Origin of the sequence: Clostridium arbusti SL206, from assembly GCF_000246895.1 — a bacterium.
Classification (GTDB): Bacteria; Bacillota; Clostridia; order Clostridiales; family Clostridiaceae; genus Clostridium_I; species Clostridium_I arbusti.
On the sequence record NZ_BAEV01000071.1, the window covers coordinates 1 to 20,421 of the forward strand.

General features: G+C 29.1%; 22 protein-coding genes. 1 reads left to right on the plus strand and 21 read right to left on the minus strand.

All coding sequences use genetic code 11. The annotated features are described in order from the left end of the window. Positions 1-178 precede the first annotated feature (178 nt). Positions 179-547 carry a YraN family protein gene (locus tag RH99_RS12580; RefSeq protein WP_010238703.1) on the minus strand — a complete coding sequence of 123 codons (369 nt, stop codon included), beginning with the start codon at positions 545-547 and terminating at the stop codon, positions 179-181. A 177-nt stretch (positions 548-724) separates the two neighbouring features. Between RH99_RS12580 and RH99_RS12585 the strand changes: the two genes are divergently transcribed. Further along, positions 725-2,239, plus strand: a complete 1,515-nt coding sequence (locus RH99_RS12585; RefSeq protein ID WP_010238705.1) for a YifB family Mg chelatase-like AAA ATPase — start codon at positions 725-727, stop codon at positions 2,237-2,239. A gap of 127 nt (positions 2,240-2,366) precedes the next feature. Here the strand turns inward: RH99_RS12585 and rnhB are convergent, their stop codons facing one another. The 20 genes from rnhB to pta all read right to left on the minus strand — a co-directional run bounded on the left by rnhB (position 2,367) and on the right by pta (position 20,126). After that, a complete protein-coding gene (rnhB, locus tag RH99_RS12590) occupies positions 2,367-3,137 on the minus strand; it encodes a ribonuclease HII (RefSeq protein ID WP_010238707.1) in 771 nt (256 codons plus the stop codon). Positions 3,138-3,160: 23 nt separating this feature from the next. Beyond that, positions 3,161-4,015 carry a ribosome biogenesis GTPase YlqF gene (gene ylqF, locus RH99_RS12595; protein ID WP_010238709.1) on the minus strand — a complete coding sequence of 285 codons (855 nt, stop codon included), beginning with the start codon at positions 4,013-4,015 and terminating at the stop codon, positions 3,161-3,163. A 4-nt stretch (positions 4,016-4,019) separates the two neighbouring features. Next, positions 4,020-4,550 carry a signal peptidase I gene (lepB, locus tag RH99_RS12600; RefSeq protein ID WP_010238711.1) on the minus strand — a complete coding sequence of 177 codons (531 nt, stop codon included), beginning with the start codon at positions 4,548-4,550 and terminating at the stop codon, positions 4,020-4,022. 48 nt (positions 4,551-4,598) lie between these two features. Beyond that, positions 4,599-4,943, minus strand: coding sequence for a 50S ribosomal protein L19 (gene rplS, locus RH99_RS12605; RefSeq protein ID WP_010238713.1), 345 nt, complete (start codon positions 4,941-4,943; stop codon positions 4,599-4,601). A gap of 135 nt (positions 4,944-5,078) precedes the next feature. Then, positions 5,079-5,795: a tRNA (guanosine(37)-N1)-methyltransferase TrmD gene (trmD, locus tag RH99_RS12610; protein ID WP_010238716.1), complete on the minus strand. Its 717-nt coding sequence runs from the start codon at positions 5,793-5,795 to the stop codon at positions 5,079-5,081. After that, on the minus strand, positions 5,786-6,274 hold the full coding sequence (gene rimM / locus RH99_RS12615; RefSeq protein WP_010238719.1) for a ribosome maturation factor RimM: 489 nt from the start codon (positions 6,272-6,274) through the stop codon (positions 5,786-5,788). The genes trmD and rimM overlap by 10 nt, the downstream gene beginning before the upstream one ends. Before the next feature lie 54 nt (positions 6,275-6,328). Next, positions 6,329-6,556, minus strand: coding sequence for a KH domain-containing protein (locus RH99_RS12620; RefSeq protein WP_010238720.1), 228 nt, complete (start codon positions 6,554-6,556; stop codon positions 6,329-6,331). An 18-nt stretch (positions 6,557-6,574) separates the two neighbouring features. Further along, positions 6,575-6,820, minus strand: a complete 246-nt coding sequence (gene rpsP / locus RH99_RS12625) for a 30S ribosomal protein S16 (protein ID WP_010238722.1) — start codon at positions 6,818-6,820, stop codon at positions 6,575-6,577. A 36-nt stretch (positions 6,821-6,856) separates the two neighbouring features. Then, the gene (gene ffh / locus RH99_RS12630; protein ID WP_010238724.1) at positions 6,857-8,206 is read right to left on the minus strand and encodes a signal recognition particle protein; all 1,350 of its coding nucleotides are present in this window, start codon (positions 8,204-8,206) and stop codon (positions 6,857-6,859) included. 29 nt (positions 8,207-8,235) lie between these two features. After that, positions 8,236-8,580, minus strand: coding sequence for a putative DNA-binding protein (locus RH99_RS12635; RefSeq protein ID WP_010238726.1), 345 nt, complete (start codon positions 8,578-8,580; stop codon positions 8,236-8,238). Between the two features lie 82 nt (positions 8,581-8,662). After that, the gene (gene ftsY / locus RH99_RS12640) at positions 8,663-9,574 is read right to left on the minus strand and encodes a signal recognition particle-docking protein FtsY (protein WP_010238728.1); all 912 of its coding nucleotides are present in this window, start codon (positions 9,572-9,574) and stop codon (positions 8,663-8,665) included. Positions 9,575-9,608: 34 nt separating this feature from the next. After that, positions 9,609-13,166 (minus strand): chromosome segregation protein SMC, encoded by a 3,558-nt coding sequence (smc, locus tag RH99_RS12645; protein ID WP_010238730.1) that lies wholly within the window; start codon positions 13,164-13,166, stop codon positions 9,609-9,611. Positions 13,167-13,339: 173 nt separating this feature from the next. Next, entirely contained in the window at positions 13,340-14,413 is a 1,074-nt protein-coding gene (locus RH99_RS12650; protein ID WP_010238732.1) for an elongator complex protein 3, read from the minus strand. After that, on the minus strand, positions 14,406-15,095 hold the full coding sequence (rnc, locus tag RH99_RS12655; RefSeq protein WP_035776987.1) for a ribonuclease III: 690 nt from the start codon (positions 15,093-15,095) through the stop codon (positions 14,406-14,408). The genes RH99_RS12650 and rnc overlap by 8 nt, the downstream gene beginning before the upstream one ends. 127 nt (positions 15,096-15,222) lie before the next feature. Beyond that, complete coding sequence (gene acpP, locus RH99_RS12660) at positions 15,223-15,453, minus strand: acyl carrier protein (RefSeq protein WP_010238738.1); 231 nt, start codon at positions 15,451-15,453, stop codon at positions 15,223-15,225. A gap of 185 nt (positions 15,454-15,638) precedes the next feature. Beyond that, positions 15,639-16,652, minus strand: a complete 1,014-nt coding sequence (plsX, locus tag RH99_RS12665; RefSeq protein ID WP_010238740.1) for a phosphate acyltransferase PlsX — start codon at positions 16,650-16,652, stop codon at positions 15,639-15,641. 207 nt (positions 16,653-16,859) lie between these two features. Next, positions 16,860-17,042 (minus strand): 50S ribosomal protein L32, encoded by a 183-nt coding sequence (gene rpmF / locus RH99_RS12670; protein ID WP_010238742.1) that lies wholly within the window; start codon positions 17,040-17,042, stop codon positions 16,860-16,862. A gap of 13 nt (positions 17,043-17,055) precedes the next feature. Beyond that, positions 17,056-17,556 carry a YceD family protein gene (locus tag RH99_RS12675; protein ID WP_010238744.1) on the minus strand — a complete coding sequence of 167 codons (501 nt, stop codon included), beginning with the start codon at positions 17,554-17,556 and terminating at the stop codon, positions 17,056-17,058. Positions 17,557-17,879: 323 nt separating this feature from the next. Then, positions 17,880-19,079: an acetate/propionate family kinase gene (locus tag RH99_RS12680; RefSeq protein WP_010238746.1), complete on the minus strand. Its 1,200-nt coding sequence runs from the start codon at positions 19,077-19,079 to the stop codon at positions 17,880-17,882. A 45-nt stretch (positions 19,080-19,124) separates the two neighbouring features. Further along, complete coding sequence (pta, locus tag RH99_RS12685; RefSeq protein ID WP_010238748.1) at positions 19,125-20,126, minus strand: phosphate acetyltransferase; 1,002 nt, start codon at positions 20,124-20,126, stop codon at positions 19,125-19,127. Positions 20,127-20,421: the final 295 nt, after the last annotated feature.

A 20,421-nucleotide genomic window follows, 5' to 3' on the forward strand; every position in this document is an offset into this window, starting at 1 on the left:
ATATTCATTATTTAATTATAATATCAATTAATATTAAATATTTTTACTTAATTTAATAGTTTTATATTCAAAATTTAATATTTTTATTTATTTTGTTTACATTTTATTTAATTTACATAATTATAAATATGTAAATTAAATATTGATTTATCATATTATTTATTTAAAAATCTAGTACTTATATTTGGAAAGCATTCTCTATTAATCTTACTGTAAAATCATTGTTCTTATGGTTTAGTATTACCTCCAAAACATCAAATCTAAAATTTAAATTAAAAATATTGTTTTGCATTATATAAAATTGAGCAATTTTATATAATTTAATTTGTTTTTTTCTATTAACAGCTTCTCCGGGAGTTCCATACATACTTTCATACCTAGTTTTTACTTCAGCAAAACACAAAAAATTATTACTGGTTGAAATTATATCTATTTCACCGATTTTACACCTATAGTTTCTCTTTACTATTTTATAATTCATTTTTTGCAAATACTCTGTGGCTAAATTTTCACCAAAACTTCCTATTCCTTTATTATAATGATTCATATAAATCTCCTATAAATTTATTTTATTAAAATATAAATATTTATATTTGTTTACAGTAAAATTTATAGCCAAATAAATTAAATATTATACTAAAAATAATTAATTTATTTCGCTGCTTATGTTTATAAAAAATTGTCAATACTTAAAATACTTAAATCCAAGTGAGGTGACGAAAACATGGCTTTACAAATAAATGCAGCCACATTTACTGGTATAGATGGTATTACCGTTAATGTAGAAGTTGATATATCAAAAGGACTACCTGCTTTTAATATGGTTGGCCTTGCAGATGTATCCGTTAAAGAATCCAAGGAAAGGGTACGATCAGCTATAATAAATTCAGGCTTTACTTTTCCAATAAATAGAATAACAATAAATTTAGCACCTGCAGATTTGAAAAAAGAAGGAGCACTATTTGATTTACCTATAGCCATTGGAATATTGGCAGCTACCCACCAAATAAGTATTGATTCTATAGATGAATACATTATAATAGGAGAATTATCCCTAAATGGCTCACTAAAAAAAATCAAAGGTGCACTTCCTATTGCACTTAAAGGAGTTAAAGAGGGAATCAATAAAATTATAATTCCAACTGATAATTCCAAAGAATGTTGTATTGTTAAAGATTGTTCTGTTTTCCCTTTCGATAATTTATCTCAAGTAGTAGATTATTTTGAATACAAGGATTCCCTTCCATATAAATATGAAGAACCTCCTATACCCGAAAATTTTGAATTTGATTTCAGTGATATAATAGGGCAAGAAAGCTCTAAAAGAGCAATTGAAGTAGCTGCCTCAGGAGGTCACAACATGATACTTTTTGGTCCACCAGGATCAGGTAAAACAATGATGGCTAAAAGAATACCTAGCATTCTTCCCCCTTTAAGCTATGATGAATCTTTAGAGGTTACACAAATATACAGTGTATGTGGTAAACTAGAAGATAATAATCTAATATTTAAAAGACCTTTTAGAAATCCTCATCACACAAGTTCTCAAATAGCCTTAGTAGGTGGAGGTTCTAAGCTTATTCCCGGCGAAATTTCTTTATCCCATAATGGAGTCTTATTTCTAGATGAAATCTTAGAATTTAAAAAATCAGTTTTAGAAGTATTGAGGCAGCCCTTAGAAGATAGAGTTATAAAAATTTCTAAAGCTACTGGAAGTGTTACTTATCCTTGCAACTTTATGCTTATAGCTTCATTAAATCCATGTCCCTGTGGAAATTACGGATCAAATAAAGAATGTACATGTACAGAATATGAAAGAAAGAGGTATATAGGGAAGCTCTCAAATCCGCTTCTTGATAGAATGGATCTTTTCTCTTTTGTTAACACTTTAACTTATGAAGAAATAACTAAAGGTAAAAAATCAGAATCCTCTGAGGATATAAGGAAAAGAGTCATTAAAACAAGAGAAATTCAATCTGAAAGATTTAGGAAAGATGGGCTATATTGTAATGCTCAAATGGATCAAAAACATATAAAAAAATATTGTGAACTCACTAGCGATGCAAATAAAATTGTTAAAAGTCTTTATAATAAATTTAAAGTAAGTACACGTGCTTACAGCAGAATTTTAAAAGTTTCTAGAACTATTGCAGACATGAATGAAAGTGAAAAGATAAATCAAATTCATATTATAGAGGCAATGCAATATAGAAAGTTTATAGATGAAAAGATTATATAAATATTCATTACATTCTTCTAAAAATATATAGTAAACTTTCTTTTATTAAAAAATAAATAAACTATGCATTATCCATATATTTTACATACAGGGATAATGCATAGTTTATTTTATTATAACCTAGCTACTAAAGTTGTAATATATTTTTTAAGAAGCTCATTCTATGAATAGAACTAGGGCCATATTGCTTTAAAGCTTCTAAATGAACCTTGCTTCCATATCCTACATTATTTTCAAAGTGATATTGGGGGTATGTTTCTGCATACTCTTTCATCAGATTATCTCTGTAAACTTTTGCTACAATTGAAGCACAAGCTATACTTGCGCTTTTAGAATCACCTTTTATAGCATAGGTATTATCTATATTAAGACCTTTTATAGGATATCCATCTGATATTACAAAATCAGGTGGAATTTTAAGGCCTTCTACAGCTGACTTTAAGACCTGCTGATTACAAACTCCTACACCTTTTGAATCTATTTCTCTATTATCCATCATTGCAATATTAAAACATATTGACTTTTCTTTTATTATTTCAGAAAGTTTTTCTCGTTTTTTCACCGATAACTTTTTAGAATCATTTATTTCTAGTATTATTTCTTTATTAATACCTTTAATATCCAGTATAACCGCAGCAGCAACAATAGGACCTGCAAGAGGTCCTCTACCAACTTCATCCACGCCTGCTATGTATTCTGCTAAATTAAGTTCTCTATCAAAATCATACATATTCTTTACTCTAGTTATTTCTTTTTCATGTTTTTCTTTTATATTCAATAATCTTTTAGCTAATCCCTGCACATTTTTTCTTCTATCATCTTTTAAAAATTCAACCACATCTTCGCATTCATCCATACTTAAACTAGATACATATTCTTTTACTTTTACAAAACTCATATTAGAAAAATCCATACTTACCTTTATTGCTTAGGACGTTCCAATGAAATAGGTCCTAATTTTCCTCCTCTAAATTCATCTAACAACATAACGGCCACTCTATTATAATCAATATTACCTTTAGATATAATAGCCCCTCTTTTTCTAGCTATATTCTCCATATTTTCTAGAGCAGTTTCATCTAGAGAGTCTAACTTATACCTTTCCATTAATCTATTAGGATAATATTTTTGAAGCCTTTCTACTAAATTTAGTGCAAGCTCTTCTACATCCATAATTTCATCTTTTATGGCTCCTGTAAAAGCTAAATTTAATCCAACTTTTTTTTCTTCAAATTTAGGCCAAAGTACACCTGGTGTATCCATAAGTTCAATACCTATTTTTGTTTTTATCCATTGTTTAGTTCTAGTTACCCCTGGTTTGTCTCCAATTTTAGCGGCCGTATTTTTAGCCATCTTATTTATAAAAGAAGATTTACCAACATTAGGTATACCAACTACCATAACTCTTATGATTACATTCATAACGCCTTTTTGCTTAAGTCTATCTATCTTTTCTTTGAGAAGATTGTCAAGTTCACCCTTTATATTTTTTAATCCTATTCCATTCAGGCTATTTATAGCTAAAGCCCTTACATTGTCCTTTGATAAAGTATTGATCCATGCTTTAGTTACTTTTTCTTCACTTAAATCGCATTTATTCAATAATATTATTCTAGGCTTATCCTTGCAAATAGTATTTATCTCTGGATTTGCACTGGACTGCACTATCCTTGAATCTCTTATTTCTATAACTGCATCCACTAACTTTAAATTTTCTTTTATTTCTCTTCTAGTTTTAGCCATGTGACCTGGAAACCAATTTATTGCACTTATCATATTATCATATCCTTCCAAACTTATTAATCGGATAAATCCTTATAAGTACTTTTCCAATTATTAGTTTTTTATTTACAAAACCTATATCTTTAAATCTACTATCTAAACTATCATATCTATTATCACCCATAACAAAAACTGTATTTTCGGGAACTGTAACTTCTTTAAAATTATGAATATTATCATTATTATTTGCAGCATAATTTTTAGTATTATAAACTGCATAAGGTTCAACAACTAGCTTATCGTTTACATATACTTTATCATTTATAATTTTTATTTTATCACCTTCTACTGCAATAATTCTTTTTATGTATTTCTCACTTGGGTTTTTAGCATATTTAAAAACTATGATATCTTGTTTCTTAGGAGATTTAAAATAGTATGTGATTTTTTCAACTATAATTTTATCATTAGTAAAAAAGGTGTTAAGCATGGAAGGTCCATTAACACTTACTATTTCCAATATAAAAGTCATAATTAAAATTGCTGAAATAAAGGATATAATGAAGTATTTCACTATTTTTCTTACCATATTATTCCACCACCAATATACTAAAAAAGGGCCTACATAGCCCCATTTTTATCTTATTTCTTTAACTTTTGCAGCTTTTCCTATTCTATCTCTTAAGTAATATAACTTAGCTCTTCTTACTTTACCTCTTCTAACAATTTTAATACCGGCAATTATAGGAGCATTTATTGGGAAAGTTCTTTCAACACCAACACCATAAGCAACTCTTCTTACAGTGAAAGTTTCTCTTAATCCACCATTTTGCTTTTTAATAACTGTTCCTTCAAAAGCCTGGATTCTTTCCTTTTCACCTTCTTTGATTCTTACATCAATTTTGATAGTATCTCCTACATTGAATTCTTGTAAATCTGTTCTGATTTGTTCAGCTTCTATAGCTTTTATTATATCTAACATATGTGCATTCCCTCCTAAAGTTTATTTGTGACGTTCGTAATTGACATTTTGCAACCAGAGGACCGCCCGTACTAGCACAAACTATATTCTAACACAAGGAAAATATTTTTTCAACAAAAAATATTTTTAATTTCACTATTTATCCTCTAAAAGCTTTTTATCTTCTTTAGATAATTTAATATTAATGAATAAATCCGGTCTTTTCTCTCTAGTTATCATAAGAGATTGCTTTCTACGCCATTTTCTTATATTTTCATGATGACCTGAAAGTAAAATTTTGGGGACATTTTCTCCTCTAAACTGTTCTGGTCTGGTATATTGCGGATATTCCAAAACACCTTCATAAAAAGATTCTTCAGTAAAGCTTTCACTACTAGCTAAGACACCTGGTATCATCCTGCTTATACTATCTATTATTGGTATACAGGCCATTTCTCCTCCAGTTAATACAAAATCCCCTAGAGATATCTCCATATCAATATATTTATACACTCTTTCGTCTATGCCTTCATAATGGCCACATAGAAATATTAATTCCTTTTCTTTAGATAGTTCCTTAGCTATTTTTTGATTAAAAGTTTTCCCACGAGGACCTAAAAATATAACTTTTCCTCTATTATTTTTCTTTATGCTTTCAATACAGTCTACAATAGGTTGTGCAGTCATAACCATTCCAGCACCACCACCATAAGGATATTCATCAGTTTTATTATGTTTATTAAGAGTATAGTCACGAATATTATGAGTTCCTATGTTTATTATCTTTTTATCTTGAGCTCTTCCAATAATGCTATAATTAAAAATATCAAACATCTCAGGAAATAAGGTTAGTATGTCAACACTTAGCTCCATGTTTTCACCGGCTTTATGACAATCAACTTATTATCCATATCCATTTTAACTACAACAGATTTAAGTGCAGGTACCAGTACTTCTTCATTGCCTTTAACCCAGTAGACATCATTACTGCCAGTAACTATAACATCAAATACTGTGCCAATGTCATTATTATCCTCATCAATAACCCTGCAGCCTATTATGTCAGCTACAAAGTACCTTCCCTCATCAAGAGAAACTGCATTTTCTCTATTTACTTGTAAGTACTTGTTCTTATATTTCATTGCTATTTCAGGCGTTTCAATTCCTTCTATTTTCATAATAATTTTATCTGGCTGAATTTTGCACCATGATATATTCTTCTCTATGCCATCTATGTAAACTTTTTTTAATTTTCTAAATCTATTTGTATTGTCAGTTAAAGGATAAACTTTAACTTCACCTTTTACTCCATGTGTATTTATAATTTGACCAACCGTCAGAAATTCCTTCATATAAAATTCCCACCTTTATCCATATAAAATAAAGAGTTAGGATCAGCCTAACTCTTATATTATTTCAACAACAACTCTTATATTTTGTTTGATAGCTGCTGCTTTTACAACAGTTCTTATAGCCTTAGCTATTCTTCCCTGTTTACCGATGACTTTACCCATATCTTCCTCTGCAACTTTCAGTTGAAGTATCAAGGCTGCTTCACCAGTAACTTCTGTTATCTGTACCATATCTGGGTTGTCAACTAATGATTTTACAATCTTCTCCAATAGTTGTTTCATATTAAACTCCCCCAGTTATTATTTAGTTACTCCATTTTTGTCAAAAAGTCTTTTAACTGTTTCTGATGGTTGAGCACCATTCTTCATCCATTCAGATGCTTTATCAGCATTTACCTTTATAGTTATTGGTTCTGTAGTTGGATTATAATATCCTATCTCTTCGATGAATTTTCCATCTCTTGGACATCTTGAATCTGCAACAACAATTCTATAAAATGGAGCTTTTTTAGCACCCATTCTTTTTAGTCTTATCTTAACTGCCACTTAAATCACCTCCTTCAAAGTATAATATTATTGAATCTAAAAGGGTAGTTTTCCAAACAATCCCTTTTTAGACATATTCTCTATATTTTTAAATTGTTTCATTTGTTTTTTCATTACTTCCATCATTTTTAAAAGTTTATTAATATCCTGCACAGAAGTTCCCGACCCAAGTGCTATTCTCTTTTTTCTTGAAGCAGAGGAACTTATTAATTGTGGATTTTTTCTTTCTTTTAATGTCATGGAATAAATCATAGACTCAGCCTTTTTAGTTTCATCTTCAACTTTACTTAAATCTGTACCCTTAAGCATCTTGTTATTCATACCAGGTACCATTTCCAATAACTTTCCAAGTGGTCCAAGTTTCTTCATTTGCTTCATCATACTTAAATAATCTTCAAAATTCAAACCTTGATTCATCATTTTTTCGCCAAGCTCTTTAGCCTCTTTTTCATCAATGGCATCTTGAGCTTTTTCAATTAATGTTAATACATCACCCATACCAAGTATTCTAGAAGCCATTCTATCTGGGTAGAAAATTTCTAAATCATTCATCTTTTCACCAAGACCTACATACTTTATTGGCTTACCAGTCATGGCCCTTATGGAAAGTGCAGCTCCACCTCTTGTATCACCATCTAGTTTTGTAAGTATAACTCCCGTAATATCAAGAGCACCATTAAAACTATCTGATACATTTACCGCATCCTGTCCTGTCATGGAATCTACAACTAATAATATTTCACTTGGCTCAATACTTGATTTAATATTTTTTAGTTCATCCATTAGAGGTTCATCTATATGAAGTCTACCAGCAGTATCAATAATAACTACATTACAATCATTATTTTTTGCATGCTCAATTGCTGCCTTTGAAATATCTACAGGATTTGTTTTATCGCCCATAGAGAATACAGGAATATCAATAGACTTACCTACTACAGTTAATTGTTTAATAGCAGCTGGTCTATATATATCACAGGCTACTAGTAATGGTTTTTTATTTTTCTTTTTTAGTGAAAGTGCAAGTTTACCACACATAGTTGTCTTACCAGCACCTTGAAGGCCCACTAGCATAATTACAGTTATTCCAGTATCACTATAATTTAGTTTACTTTCAGTTTGACCCATTAGCGCGGTCAACTCTTCATTAACTATTTTTATTACCATTTGTCCTGGAGTTAAGCTTTCCATTACTTCATTACCAAGACATTTTTCACTAACTTTTTTTATAAAATCTTTAACAATTTTAAAATTTACATCTGCTTCTAAAAGAGCTCTTTTTACTTCTCTCATAGCTTCTTTTATATCATTTTCAGAAAGTTTTCCCTTGCCTTTTAACTTTTTAATTGTTTCTTGAAGTTTGGAAGTTAATCCTTCAAACGCCATACTACACCTCCTATACCTTCTCGTTATAATTATATATCTCTAATCTTCAATTTAATCTCTTCTATAATTTCTATTTTCTTATCCATTGTAATCTCTTTTTTTAAATTATCTAGTTTTATTTCAATATTTTTTTTAAGTTCCGAACTAGCTCTTTCTTTCTCTAAAAGATTTAATTTAGCATCGTAATCCATCAAAAGTTTATGACATCTTTTTATTATATCATAGATTGCTTGCCTACTAGTAAGATTAATCTCAGATATCTCAGATAATGATAAATCATCGTTAAAATATAATTCCATAATATCCTTTTGTTTGGTAGTTAAAAGTTCACCATATAAATCCAAAAACATAGACATTTGAACTCTTTCATCCATATTAATCACCAACTCACAAAACATATAATATCAAAAACTAAAGAGGGTGTCAAGTATTTTTACTTAACACCTACAATATTACTTAAAATAAAGCTTCTACAAATTCATTTGAATCAAATTCTTGTAGATCCTCTACTCCTTCTCCTACTCCAATTAACTGTACTGGTATATTTAATATATGCTTAATGGATATAATTACTCCACCCTTAGCTGTACCATCTAATTTAGTAAGTATTATTCCATCTACTTTGCATACCTCTGTAAATTGTTTTGCCTGAATAACTGCATTTTGTCCTGTGGTAGCATCTAAAACTAAAAATGTCTTTCTATTACTGACCTGAAATTCTCTGTCTATAATTCTATTTATTTTACCAAGCTCATCCATTAGATTTTTTTTATTATGAAGTCTTCCTGCGGTATCACAAATAAGTACATCTGCTTTTCTAGCCTTAGCCGCTTGTATAGCATCATATACCACTGCTGCTGGATCAGAGCCTTCTTGATGTTTTATTAAATCAACACCTGCTCTATTACTCCAAACTTCAAGTTGATCTATAGCTGCTGCTCTAAAAGTATCTGCAGCGGCCATAATTACTTTGTACTTTTGTTGTTTTAGCTTTGCTGCTATTTTTCCTATAGAAGTAGTTTTTCCAACACCATTTACTCCTACAATTAAAATTGTTTCAGGTGTAGAATCTGGCTCTATAGATCCCTTGTAATTTTCTAATATATCTAATACTACTCTTTTTAAACAACCTTGAACTTCTGAAGGCTCTTTTATTTTTTCTTCTCTTATCTTTTCTCTTAATTTATCTATTATGTATACAGAAGTTTCCACCCCAATATCAGATGTTATAAGTATTTCTTCAAGTTCATCATACATATCCTCATCTATTGATACAGTACCTGTAAGAATTTCAGTTATCCTATCCGTAAAATTGTTTTTAGTCTTAGAAAGACCACTTTTTAATTTATCAAAAAATCCACTAAACATATTTTCCTCCTTAAATTATAAAATGTCATATATATTAACCTTTTAGATCCACAGACACTACTTTGGATACTCCTTTCTCCTCCATAGTTACTCCATACAAAACATTACTTGCCTCCATGGTACCCTTTCTATGTGTAATAACTATAAACTGTATATTTTCAGAAAACTTTCTTAAAAAATCCGCGTATCTTACTACATTTGCATCATCTAAAGCTGCTTCAATCTCATCAAGTATACAAAAGGGAGTAGGTTTCATTTTTAATATGGCAAAAAGCAAGGCGATGGCAGAAAGACCTTTTTCTCCACCTGACATTAAATTTATATTCTGGAGCTTCTTCCCTGGCGGTTCTACATTTATCTCAATATTAGCCGACAGTACATCTTCTCCAGAAAGTATTAAATCAGCATTTCCACCTTTAAAAAGTTCTCTAAAAGTTTCAGTGAAGTTTTTTCTAATTTTTTGAAAATTTTCGCTGAACACTGTTTTCATTCTATCAGTCATTTCATTTATAACATTTATTATTTCTTCTTTAGATTTTACTAAATCTTCTCTTTGACTAGACATAAATGTATATTTTTCCTTAACTGTCTTGTATTCTTCAATGAAACCTACGTTAACAGTACCTAGTGCTGTTATACTATTTTTTAATTCATTGATACTAGATTTATATGATATTATATCATTAATTTCACATTTATACTCTAATGCTTCAGCATAAGTAAGTTCAAATTCCTCATTAATTCTTTCTATTAAAGCTTTATTTTCAGTTTCTATTCTAGTTAAGTTAAGTTGTAACTTATGCCTTTCTTCTTCTTTTTTATTTATTACCATATTCATTTGCTCAAATTTATCATTATAATTTTGTAAATTATGTTTTATCTTTATTTTTTTAATCTCACTACCTTCAAATTCACTATCCATAGCATCTAAAAACTGTTTTATTTTAATAAGATTATTACTATTCTCTGTTAATTTATTTTCAAATTTTAAACTATCTGTTTTAAAATTATGCATATGAATTTTTAAATCTGAGCTCTTATCCCTAGCGTTTTTTGTTTCTCCCTCTAATCTATCTATTTCCCTTTTCTTATTTATAATGGCCTCATCTAATTTTGCTTTTTTAACTTTAATGGACGTTAAATTATCTTTAATGCCTATAATCTTTTTATTTTTACTTTGCAATTTTTCTTCTAATGTTTCTGACATTTGTATTAATTCTTTTTTTCTGTTTTCTAGGTTAGTTATCTCCCTTTCCTTATCTATTAATTCTTCAGATGCTTCTTTCATTTTTTCATTAAGCATTACAATTTCATTAGTAGAAATTTTATGATTTTTACTAAGCTTCTCACTTTCTAAATCAATGGCATTAATTCTACCTTGTACCTTTGTAATCTCTATATTTTCAAAATGAATTGAGTCTTTCAAATTTAAATTCATATCATCCAACTCTTTGAGAATGTTGTGATTTTGTTTGTTCTTCCTTGTTGTCTTAATAATTTTTTCTTTTATATTATTAATTTTAATTTCTAATTCTTCTATTTCTCTTTTTCTACCGATTATATTGAAAGACTTATTATAAATACTTCCTCCTGTAAGTGCTCCTCCAGGATTTACAACTTCACCAGAAAGGGTTACAATCTTAAAACTAAAATTAGACTTCTTCGCTATTTCTAAAGCACTATCCATATTTTCTGCAATTATTGTTCTACCGAGAATATGCTCTACTGCTGAAGATAGACTCTTATCATATTCTATCAATTCACTTGCAATTCCAATGTATCCAGGAGTATTTTGTATATTATTATTTATGGGCAAAGTCCTATTCTTTAAAATATTTAGGGGTAGAAATGTAGCTCTGCCTAAATTATTACCCTTTAAATAGTTTATAAGTTTTTTTGCTAAAACCTCGTCTTCAGTAATGATATTTGAAATAGCCGCTCCTAAAGCAATTTCTATTGCCGTTTCAAACTTTTTATCTACATTTATAATTTCTCCAAATACAAAACACTTTTTATTCTCATTATTAACGTAACCTTTTTTTATATGAGTCATAAGATTTTTTACTGATTTATTATATCCCTCATACTTAGCATCTAAACTACTAAGCATATTCTTATTTGCTTCTGATTTGTTAAATTGAATATTTAAATTATTTAACTCTTTCTCATCATCACTTAAAATCCTTCTTATTTTATTTAGTTCTCTTTTATTTTCTTCTATCTTACCTTCATAACTTCCTATCTTTTCTTTTATCTTAACTATTTCACTTTCAAGGGCAGTTTTTGTATTTGCATTAATTTTAATTGAATTTAAATAACTTTCACAAGCAGTTTTTATTTGATTCCTATTCAAATCATGATTTTCCATATCTTTTTTTATTATAGTTATAAAGTTTCTTAAATCTGATATAGTTCCCAAAGTGTCAAATTCTTCACTTTTATAGTTCTTTAAAAGTCTTTCATTTTGATCTATTTCTTCTTTGGAGGATTTTATAAGTTCTTCTAATTCAATTAAATTTTTATTATATGAATCCACCTTATTTTTTAATAAGTTATAATCCTCTGTATATCTTTTACTTTCTCCTATCAATTTATTAATACTGTGTGATAGTTCTTCTAATTCTTTTGCATTTCTAATCTTTAATTGATTTAAATTTTGTATTTTTTCAGCCATAAGATTATTATCTGAAATTATATTTTGATACTGAGACTTTTTCTCATAATATTCTTTTCTCTGAGTTTCATGTAAATTTTCAAACTCTATTAATTCTTCATTACATTGTTTTAATTTTTCTTTTAATGTATTTCTTTCTCTATTTAGATTATTAACTTCATCTTCTACATCTTTATTACTATTTACAATATTTTTAATCTTTATATTAAGATTCTCTGATGAATTCACTAATAAATTTATTTCTTTTTTATTAAGCTCATCAGAAAACTTAACAAAACTCTTTGCCTTTTCACTTTCACGTTCTAGAGGTTCTAATCTTTCTTCATAAGTACCTATTATATCATCTATTCTTATTAGATTTTCATCTGTACTCTCAAGTTTTTTTTCAGCTTCTTCTTTTCTAGTTTTAAACTTTACAATACCAGCTGCCTCTTCTAATAATCCACGTCTTTCTTCAGATTTTCCACTGAGTATAGCTTCTATCTTACCTTGTCCAATTATAGAATACCCTTCTTTACCTATACCAGTATCCATAAACATTTCCTGTACATCTTTAAGTCTACATCTAGTATTGTTAATATAGTATTCACTTTCCCCGGAACGATAAAGTCTCCTGCCTATGGTTACATCATTATAATCCATTGAGATCATACTGTCAGAGTTATCCAAGGTAAGCATAACCTGGGCAAGACCTACAGATTTTCTAAATTGAGTACCTGAAAATATCACGTCCTCCATTTTTCCGCCTCTTAAAGTTTTTATACTTTGTTCCCCTAAAACCCATCTAATTGCATCAGAAATATTACTTTTACCACTTCCATTAGGTCCTACTACTGCCGTTACTCCCTTTTGAAAATCTAACTCTATCTTATCTGCAAATGATTTAAATCCTCTTATTTCAATAGCTTTTAAGAACATTAATGCCCTCCCCTATTTACCTTCCTATAAATGTCAAAACTGTAGTCAAGATAAAAATAAATACTATAAAAATAATGCTTCCCCTTAAAAATCTTTGTCTTCCTGATTTTTTCATATTATCCTCCATAAATTAAATTTTTAAAATATATTTTTTAGCGTTTATATATTAAATTTTAAAATCCGTAATTATCATTAAGATAATCTTTCAGAGACAAGTATTTAATGCATTCATTGATTTTAATAGTTATATTTTCTAAATTTATATTATCATTTTGATCTACTGTAAATTTACAGCCCAAAAACTTATTTTCCATAGAATTAAAATAGCTTTTTTTATTTGCATACAATTTGGATATATCTCTGCTATTTATCTCAATTGATACATATCCTTCGTAATTTTTAGGTATTACAGAAGTTATCATGTCGTTATATATACTTCCTTGAACCAGTTCTCTAAAAGCTGGATGAAAGGGTCCTGAAACTAATTCTTTCCCTACATTTATTTCATCTGTTGGTTGAAGTCCTATTCTTATAACCTTTATATTATTAGATTGAAACATTCCATATATGGTTTTACATATGTCTATGGCTTCATGAAGGCTATAGGGTTTATATATATTATCTAAATACATCTTCTCCATAGGAGTATCTTTAATAACTAGTGCTGGGTAAATTCTGCATATATCTGGCTTTAACTTTAACACTTCATTAGCTGTGTAAATATCCTTTTGAAAATCATCGCCAGGTAGCCCAGGCATTATTTGATGGCCTAGTGTAAATCCATAGCTTTTAATACGCCTGGAAGCCTCATAAACATCATTTGCTGTATGTCCTCTTCCTGCCATTTTCAGTACATATTCATCCATAGACTGAACTCCAAGTTCTATTATATCCACTTCATAATTTTTAAGATTATCTAGTATAAATTCATTTATATAATCCGGTCTAGTGGATAACCTTATAAAATCTATTTGTCCTTTATTTTTATAATTCTTAGCTACAGCTAATAGTTCTCTTTGCTTTTCTATATCTATTGCTGTAAAAGTTCCTCCAAAAAATGAAATTTCTATAATTGAGTTTTCAGTATCCATGGTCTTTAAGTATTTATCAACTGTATTTATAACAAATTGGCCATTCACTGCATTATTTTCATTTCCAGTAATAGTATTTTGATTACAGAATACACAATTATGAGGACACCCTTGGTGAGGTACAAAAATTGGAATTATATAGTGTCTTCTACTCATATATCTCTCCTATAGTTTTTAATGCAATTTGTGCAGCATCTTGTTCCGCCTCTTTCTTACTAAAACCCGAGCCTTCTCCCTTTAACATTCCATTAAAGATAACAGAAATATAGAATCTTCTCCTATGAGGTGGTCCTTCAAATTTTAACAAATTATATTTTATATCAGCATCACCATTTTTTTGCAATACTTCTTGAAGTTTAGTCTTATAATCTAAAATTATTTGATTCTTCATAGCCATATCAATAATTTTATAAAAATTTGTTAATATGAAGTCTTTTGCAAAGTGAAACCCCTTGTCAAGATATATTGATGCAATAACAGCCTCAACACAATCCGCTAATATAGATACTCTTGTTCTTCCACCTGTAATTTCTTCACCTTTGCTCATAAGTATATATTCTCCAAGCTTCCAGTTATTTGCAATTTTAAACAGTGAATTTTCACATACAATAAGAGATCTCTTTTTAGAAAGTTCCCCTTCACTCTTATCTTGATAATTTAAAAACAAATATTCTGAAATAACAATTTGAAGTACAGAGTCACCTAAGAATTCTAATCTTTCATTGTACTTTATATTTTTTTGATTTGCATACGAACTATGTGTCACAGCTGTTTTTAATAATTCTTTATCTATAAAATCCACCTTTAATATTTGTTCTAAGTTTTTAATATCTTCCATAACAATTGACAATTGAGACAACTCCTTAAAAGTCCATTCTTCAATCTATACAGATTACAAATTCAAGAATAAGCTTTTTAATAATTTTATATAAATTTAAAGCCCCGCATAAAACGGGACTCACATTCTATTCTTCGGTATGTGCTTTTATGTATTCTACCACATCTCCGACAGTTGCTACTTTTTCAGCATCTTCATCAGGGAACTCTATATCAAATTCCTCTTCCAAAGCCATTATCAATTCAACTATATCAAGTGAATCGGCACCTAAATCATCAACAAATGAAGATTCCATTGCTATCTCACTAGCATCTAAACCTAATTGGTCAGCTATAATACTTTTAACCTTTTCAAACATGTAAATTCACCTCCTAAACTCTATATAGATAATATTACATATAAACTCTACCGTCAATATTAATATGACGAATTTTAAATTTATATACTAAAGATAATTATATTTTTAATACTTTTTATAATTATATATCAATGGAACATAACTTTTCAAGCTAAAATGGAATATTTTTACTAATTTATTTTAAACTACGTTTTATCGCTCAATTCATTGATTTTCTCAAGTTCACTAGATATCTTATATATAAAATTAGATTCAGAGCAGATTTTTGCTTGTTTAATAGAATTTTTAAAAGCTTTTACATTAGAACTACCATGTGCTTTCAAAACTATTCCTTTAGTTCCTAAAAAAGGCGAAGCACCATATTCTGAGTAATCAAATCTACTTTTAAAAGCTTTAAATACGGGTTTCAAAAGAATACCACCTATTTTCCCTCGTGTAGATGACATTATCTCTTTTTTTAGCATATTAAAAATATTAGAAGCTACTCCTTCATACATTTTTAGTATGGTATTACCTACAAATCCATCACAAACTAATATATTTGTATCACCATTTGAAACATCTCTAGGTTCTACATTTCCTACAAAGTTGAAATCAGCATTTTTTAAAAGTTTATGAACATTTTTAGTAAGTTCATTCCCCTTTTCCTCTTCCTCACCTATATTTATAAGACCTACACTAGGATTATTCACTTTTAGAATATTTTCAAAATATATTTTCCCCATAAAAGCAAACTGTACTAAATACTGTGGTTTACAATCTACATTAGCACCAGCATCTACCAGCATAAAAGGAGCATTTTTACCTGGCATTATTGGAGCCAGAGCTATTCGATCTATTCCCTTTATTCTTCCAATTACAAATGTAGCTCCAGCCATAAGAGCTCCTGTACTTCCTGCTGAAATTATACTTTGTGCTTTTCCCTCTTTGACTAAACTTAAAGCTTTATAGAGGCTAGAATCCTTTTTCTTTTTAATAGCCATAACCGGATGTTCATTTGGAGTTATTACCTCACTAGCATTTACTATTTCTATTTTACTTTTATCATAAGTGTACTTTTTTAATTCATTTTTTATAAGTTCTTCAGGACCTGTTATAATTATATTTACTTCCGACAATTCATTAACAGCTTGTGTACAGGCTTCTACTACAGCATTAGGTGAATTATCTCCACCCATTCCATCTATTGCTATAATCATTATTTATCACATCCTTTATCAATGAACTTTAAGGATTCATAGGAAAATACTCATTCAGTATACCCTAACCTATTAGTTCTTTTCATATAGCCTATTTACAAAATGATAAAATAAGTTGATATTCTAAATCATAATACAATTGCAGTAAATTAGTAAATTGCTAGCTATATAACAAAAAGAAAAGAAAGCCTTACGACTTTCTCCTCTCTATTTTGCTATAGCCACAACTTCTCTATCTTTGTAATGCCCACAGTTTTTGCAAACTCTGTGTGCAAGTTTCATCTCGTGACAGTTTGGACACTCAACTATTCCTGGTGCACTTAATTTAAAAGTTTGTGCTCTTCTTGAATCTCTTCTACCTTTTGAAAACTTTCTTGCTGGATTTCCCACAATAAACACCTCCTTAGTTGTTTGAAAACAAACCTTTGAGTTTAGCTAGCCTTGGATCTATATCTGGACTTTCGCAATTACAATTGCCTTTGTTCAAATTCACACCACAAACCTGGCACAAACCCTTACAATCTTTTTTACACAACCTTTGTATAGGAAGTGACATTATGATGTTGTTTTCAATAATTTCTGTTAAATCTAGTGTATCATTATTTATAAAGATGAGTTCATCATCCTTATTTTCAGGATTATTAGTTAGCTCTTCCTGTAATTCAAGCTGTAATTTATAGCTAAAATTTTCAAGACATCTAGAACATGAAAGTTGAATTTCTCCATTAATCATTCCATAAAGAGAAAGCATATCTTCCGTTTTCACTAAAGTTGCCTTAACTTTTATAGGTTCTAATACCTCATATGTCTCATAGTCGTCACTAAAACTTTTTGAATCCAGTACTACATCAATATCTTTTTTAGTTGTTTTTTTACCAATTAAATCAGAAATATTTATTATCATACAATTAGCTCTGAAAAATTATAAATAACTTTTCTCATACATATATAACCTATGTATATAATGTGCATAGCACATAGCTCAAGCTAAAGCTACTATTCCCTCCTTAATATACAGATAGCTAATTACTAATTAATCCTCATATGCGGAGTAACACAATTCATTATATAAATCCACATGAAAAATGTCAAGATTTAATTTAAATTTATCATAATAAATAGTGGCTGTATACTCCATCTTATTATGATGGAGATAACAGCCTAAATACCCATATAACCAATTTTAAAACTAACCATCAATAAATTTTTCAATTAATCTAGGAATTTCTATTTAGTTACAATATCTCTTGTATCTCTAGCAATCATAAGTTCTTCATTAGTAGGAATAACTAAAACTTTTGTTTTTGAATCCGCAGCACTTATATCTGCATCATTGCCTATAGTTTGTTCATTCTTTTTCTTGTCAATTTTAATACCTAAGAAATCCATGTTTTCACATATTCCTTCTCTATTTTCAGGTGAATTTTCTCCGATACCACCAGTAAATACTACAGCATCTACTCCATTCATAGAAGCAGCATAGGAACCTATAAACTGTTTTACTTTATAATGGAAAACATTAAGTGCCAAAGTTGCTTTTTCATCTTTTTCTTGAAGTCCAGCCTTTTTTATATCTCTCATATCACTGCTCTTACCGTAGATTCCATAAATACCTGACTTTTTATTTAATAAATTATTTACTTCATCACTAGTTAATTTTAATTCCTTTATTAAAAATGTTACTATAGCAGGGTCAATATCACCACTTCTTGTTCCCATTGCAACTCCTGCAAGTGGTGTAAATCCCATACTTGTATCTACAGATTTTCCACCTTTTACAGCAGCTAGACTTGCTCCATTACCAAGATGGCATGTAATTATCTTAAGAGAACTTAAATCTTTTTTCAAAAATTCAGCTGTAGCTTTTGAAACATATTTGTGTGATGTTCCATGAAATCCATATTTTCTAATACCATATTTAGTATATAAATCATATGGTAATGGATACATATAAGCATAATCTGGTAATGTCTGATGAAATGCTGTATCGAATACGGCTACCATTGGAGTATTTGGCATTAAATCTTTGCATGCATTTATACCAATAATATTAGGTGTATTATGTAATGGAGCTAATTTTACACATTCCTGAATTGATTCCATTACATCGTCATCAATTAATACAGAATCTGCATATTTTTCACCACCATGAACAACTCTATGACCCACAGCTGATATTTCAGACATATCTTTTATTACTCCATGTGTAGTATCTACTAGAGCATCTAACACCAATTTTATTGCCTCTTTGTGATCATTCATTGGTTGTTCAATTATATATTTTTCTCCATTTACCTTTTGTGTAAGTATAGAACCTTCTATAGCTATTCTTTCCACTAAACCCTTTGCTAATACAGTTTCATCTTTCATATCTATTAATTGATATTTTAATGATGAACTTCCGCAATTAATTACTAAAACTTTCATAAATTTACCTTCCTTCTGTTATTGAATTTACTATTATAAAACTTATTAAATTCCCTTTTGAGCTTGAACTGCAGTCACTGCTACAACATTAACTATATCATCAGCACTACAACCTCTTGATAAGTCATTTATAGGTTTCGCAAATCCTTGGCATATAGGTCCAATAGCCTTTGCCTTTGCAAATCTTTGTACTAACTTATATCCAATATTACCTGTCTGTAAATCAGGGAATACTAAAACATTTGCTTTTCCTGCTACTTTGCTGCCTGGTGCTTTTAATTTTGCTACTTCTTCTTCAATAGCAGCATCCAATTGAAGTTCACCATCTATATCTAAATCACTTCTTAATTCCTTTGCAAGTGCAGTTGCATTTTTTACTTTATCTACAAGTTCTCCCTTTGCACTTCCCATTGTTGAAAATGAAAGCATAGCTACCTTTGGATCAAGATTACATAACTTTTTAGCTGTTTCAGCTGTTGTTATTGCAATAGCTGCAAGTTCTTCTGTAGAAGGATTTGGGTTTACTGCACAATCAGCGAATAAAAGAAGTCCACTTTCTCCATATTTACAATCCGGTACCACCATAACAAAAAATCCTGATACAATCTTTACTCCTGGAGCAGTCTTTACAATCTGTAAGCCTGGTCTTAAAAGATCTCCAGTAGTATGAATTGCACCAGAAACCATACCATCAACATATCCCATTTTAATGCACATAGTTGCAAAATATAAAGGGTCTCTTACCATTTTCTCAGCTTTTTCTAAAGTCATACCCTTCTTTTTTCTTAATTCGTAAAATTCTTTTGTAAATTCTTCTATTAATTCAGAAGAATTTGGATCAAATATTTCAGCTCCACTAATATCTGCTCCAAGTTTTTTTGCATTTTCTTGAATTTTTTCCTTACTTCCTACTAAAACGATATTTGCTAGTCCATCTTTTAATATTTTATCACATGCCTGTAAGTTTCTTGATTCCTCTCCTTCAGCCAAAACAATTTTTTTTCTATCACTTTTTGCCATTTCAAATATTGATTTCATTAAATCCATGTTAATTTCTCTCCCTTCCTTGTATCACATAAAGTATATATTTAATCCCACTAGGATAAATTATATAGTATAATACTTATTATTAATATACAACTTTTAATGTACTAATTTCAATAAAAAAAAACAAAAAATTTATTTTCAATATATTAAAAAGTTTCTCACAATTTTAACTATTATATAATTTTTTAATAGTTAAAATGATAAAATTATATAATATTATATAATTTCCCATGATTTTTTTGATAAATTTACATTTGTCTGTTATTTATTTATCAAATATAATTCATGTGACTCA

What these genes read in the sequence shown, in the direction of transcription:
- rnc (WP_035776987.1), bottom strand. Translation starts at nt 15,095, where the DNA reads ATGGAAGATATTAAAAACTTAGAACAAATATTAAAGGTGGATTTTATA.
- ffh (WP_010238724.1), bottom strand. Translation starts at nt 8,206, where the DNA reads ATGGCGTTTGAAGGATTAACTTCCAAACTTCAAGAAACAATTAAAAAG.
- ylqF (WP_010238709.1), bottom strand. Translation starts at nt 4,015, where the DNA reads ATGATAAGTGCAATAAATTGGTTTCCAGGTCACATGGCTAAAACTAGA.
- rimM (WP_010238719.1), bottom strand. Translation starts at nt 6,274, where the DNA reads ATGAAGGAATTTCTGACGGTTGGTCAAATTATAAATACACATGGAGTA.
- pta (WP_010238748.1), bottom strand. Translation starts at nt 20,126, where the DNA reads ATGGATTTAATGAAATCAATATTTGAAATGGCAAAAAGTGATAGAAAA.
- RH99_RS12650 (WP_010238732.1), bottom strand. Translation starts at nt 14,413, where the DNA reads ATGAGTAGAAGACACTATATAATTCCAATTTTTGTACCTCACCAAGGG.
- smc (WP_010238730.1), bottom strand. Translation starts at nt 13,166, where the DNA reads ATGTTCTTAAAAGCTATTGAAATAAGAGGATTTAAATCATTTGCAGAT.
- ftsY (WP_010238728.1), bottom strand. Translation starts at nt 9,574, where the DNA reads ATGTTTAGTGGATTTTTTGATAAATTAAAAAGTGGTCTTTCTAAGACT.
- lepB (WP_010238711.1), bottom strand. Translation starts at nt 4,550, where the DNA reads ATGGTAAGAAAAATAGTGAAATACTTCATTATATCCTTTATTTCAGCA.
- RH99_RS12585 (WP_010238705.1), top strand. Translation starts at nt 725, where the DNA reads ATGGCTTTACAAATAAATGCAGCCACATTTACTGGTATAGATGGTATT.
- rnhB (WP_010238707.1), bottom strand. Translation starts at nt 3,137, where the DNA reads ATGAGTTTTGTAAAAGTAAAAGAATATGTATCTAGTTTAAGTATGGAT.
- RH99_RS12675 (WP_010238744.1), bottom strand. Translation starts at nt 17,556, where the DNA reads ATGATAATAAATATTTCTGATTTAATTGGTAAAAAAACAACTAAAAAA.
- plsX (WP_010238740.1), bottom strand. Translation starts at nt 16,652, where the DNA reads ATGATTATAGCAATAGATGGAATGGGTGGAGATAATTCACCTAATGCT.
- RH99_RS12680 (WP_010238746.1), bottom strand. Translation starts at nt 19,079, where the DNA reads ATGAAAGTTTTAGTAATTAATTGCGGAAGTTCATCATTAAAATATCAA.
- RH99_RS12580 (WP_010238703.1), bottom strand. Translation starts at nt 547, where the DNA reads ATGAATCATTATAATAAAGGAATAGGAAGTTTTGGTGAAAATTTAGCC.
- rplS (WP_010238713.1), bottom strand. Translation starts at nt 4,943, where the DNA reads ATGTTAGATATAATAAAAGCTATAGAAGCTGAACAAATCAGAACAGAT.
- trmD (WP_010238716.1), bottom strand. Translation starts at nt 5,795, where the DNA reads ATGGAGCTAAGTGTTGACATACTAACCTTATTTCCTGAGATGTTTGAT.
- RH99_RS12620 (WP_010238720.1), bottom strand. Translation starts at nt 6,556, where the DNA reads ATGAAACAACTATTGGAGAAGATTGTAAAATCATTAGTTGACAACCCA.
- RH99_RS12635 (WP_010238726.1), bottom strand. Translation starts at nt 8,580, where the DNA reads ATGGATGAAAGAGTTCAAATGTCTATGTTTTTGGATTTATATGGTGAA.
- acpP (WP_010238738.1), bottom strand. Translation starts at nt 15,453, where the DNA reads ATGTTTGAAAAGGTTAAAAGTATTATAGCTGACCAATTAGGTTTAGAT.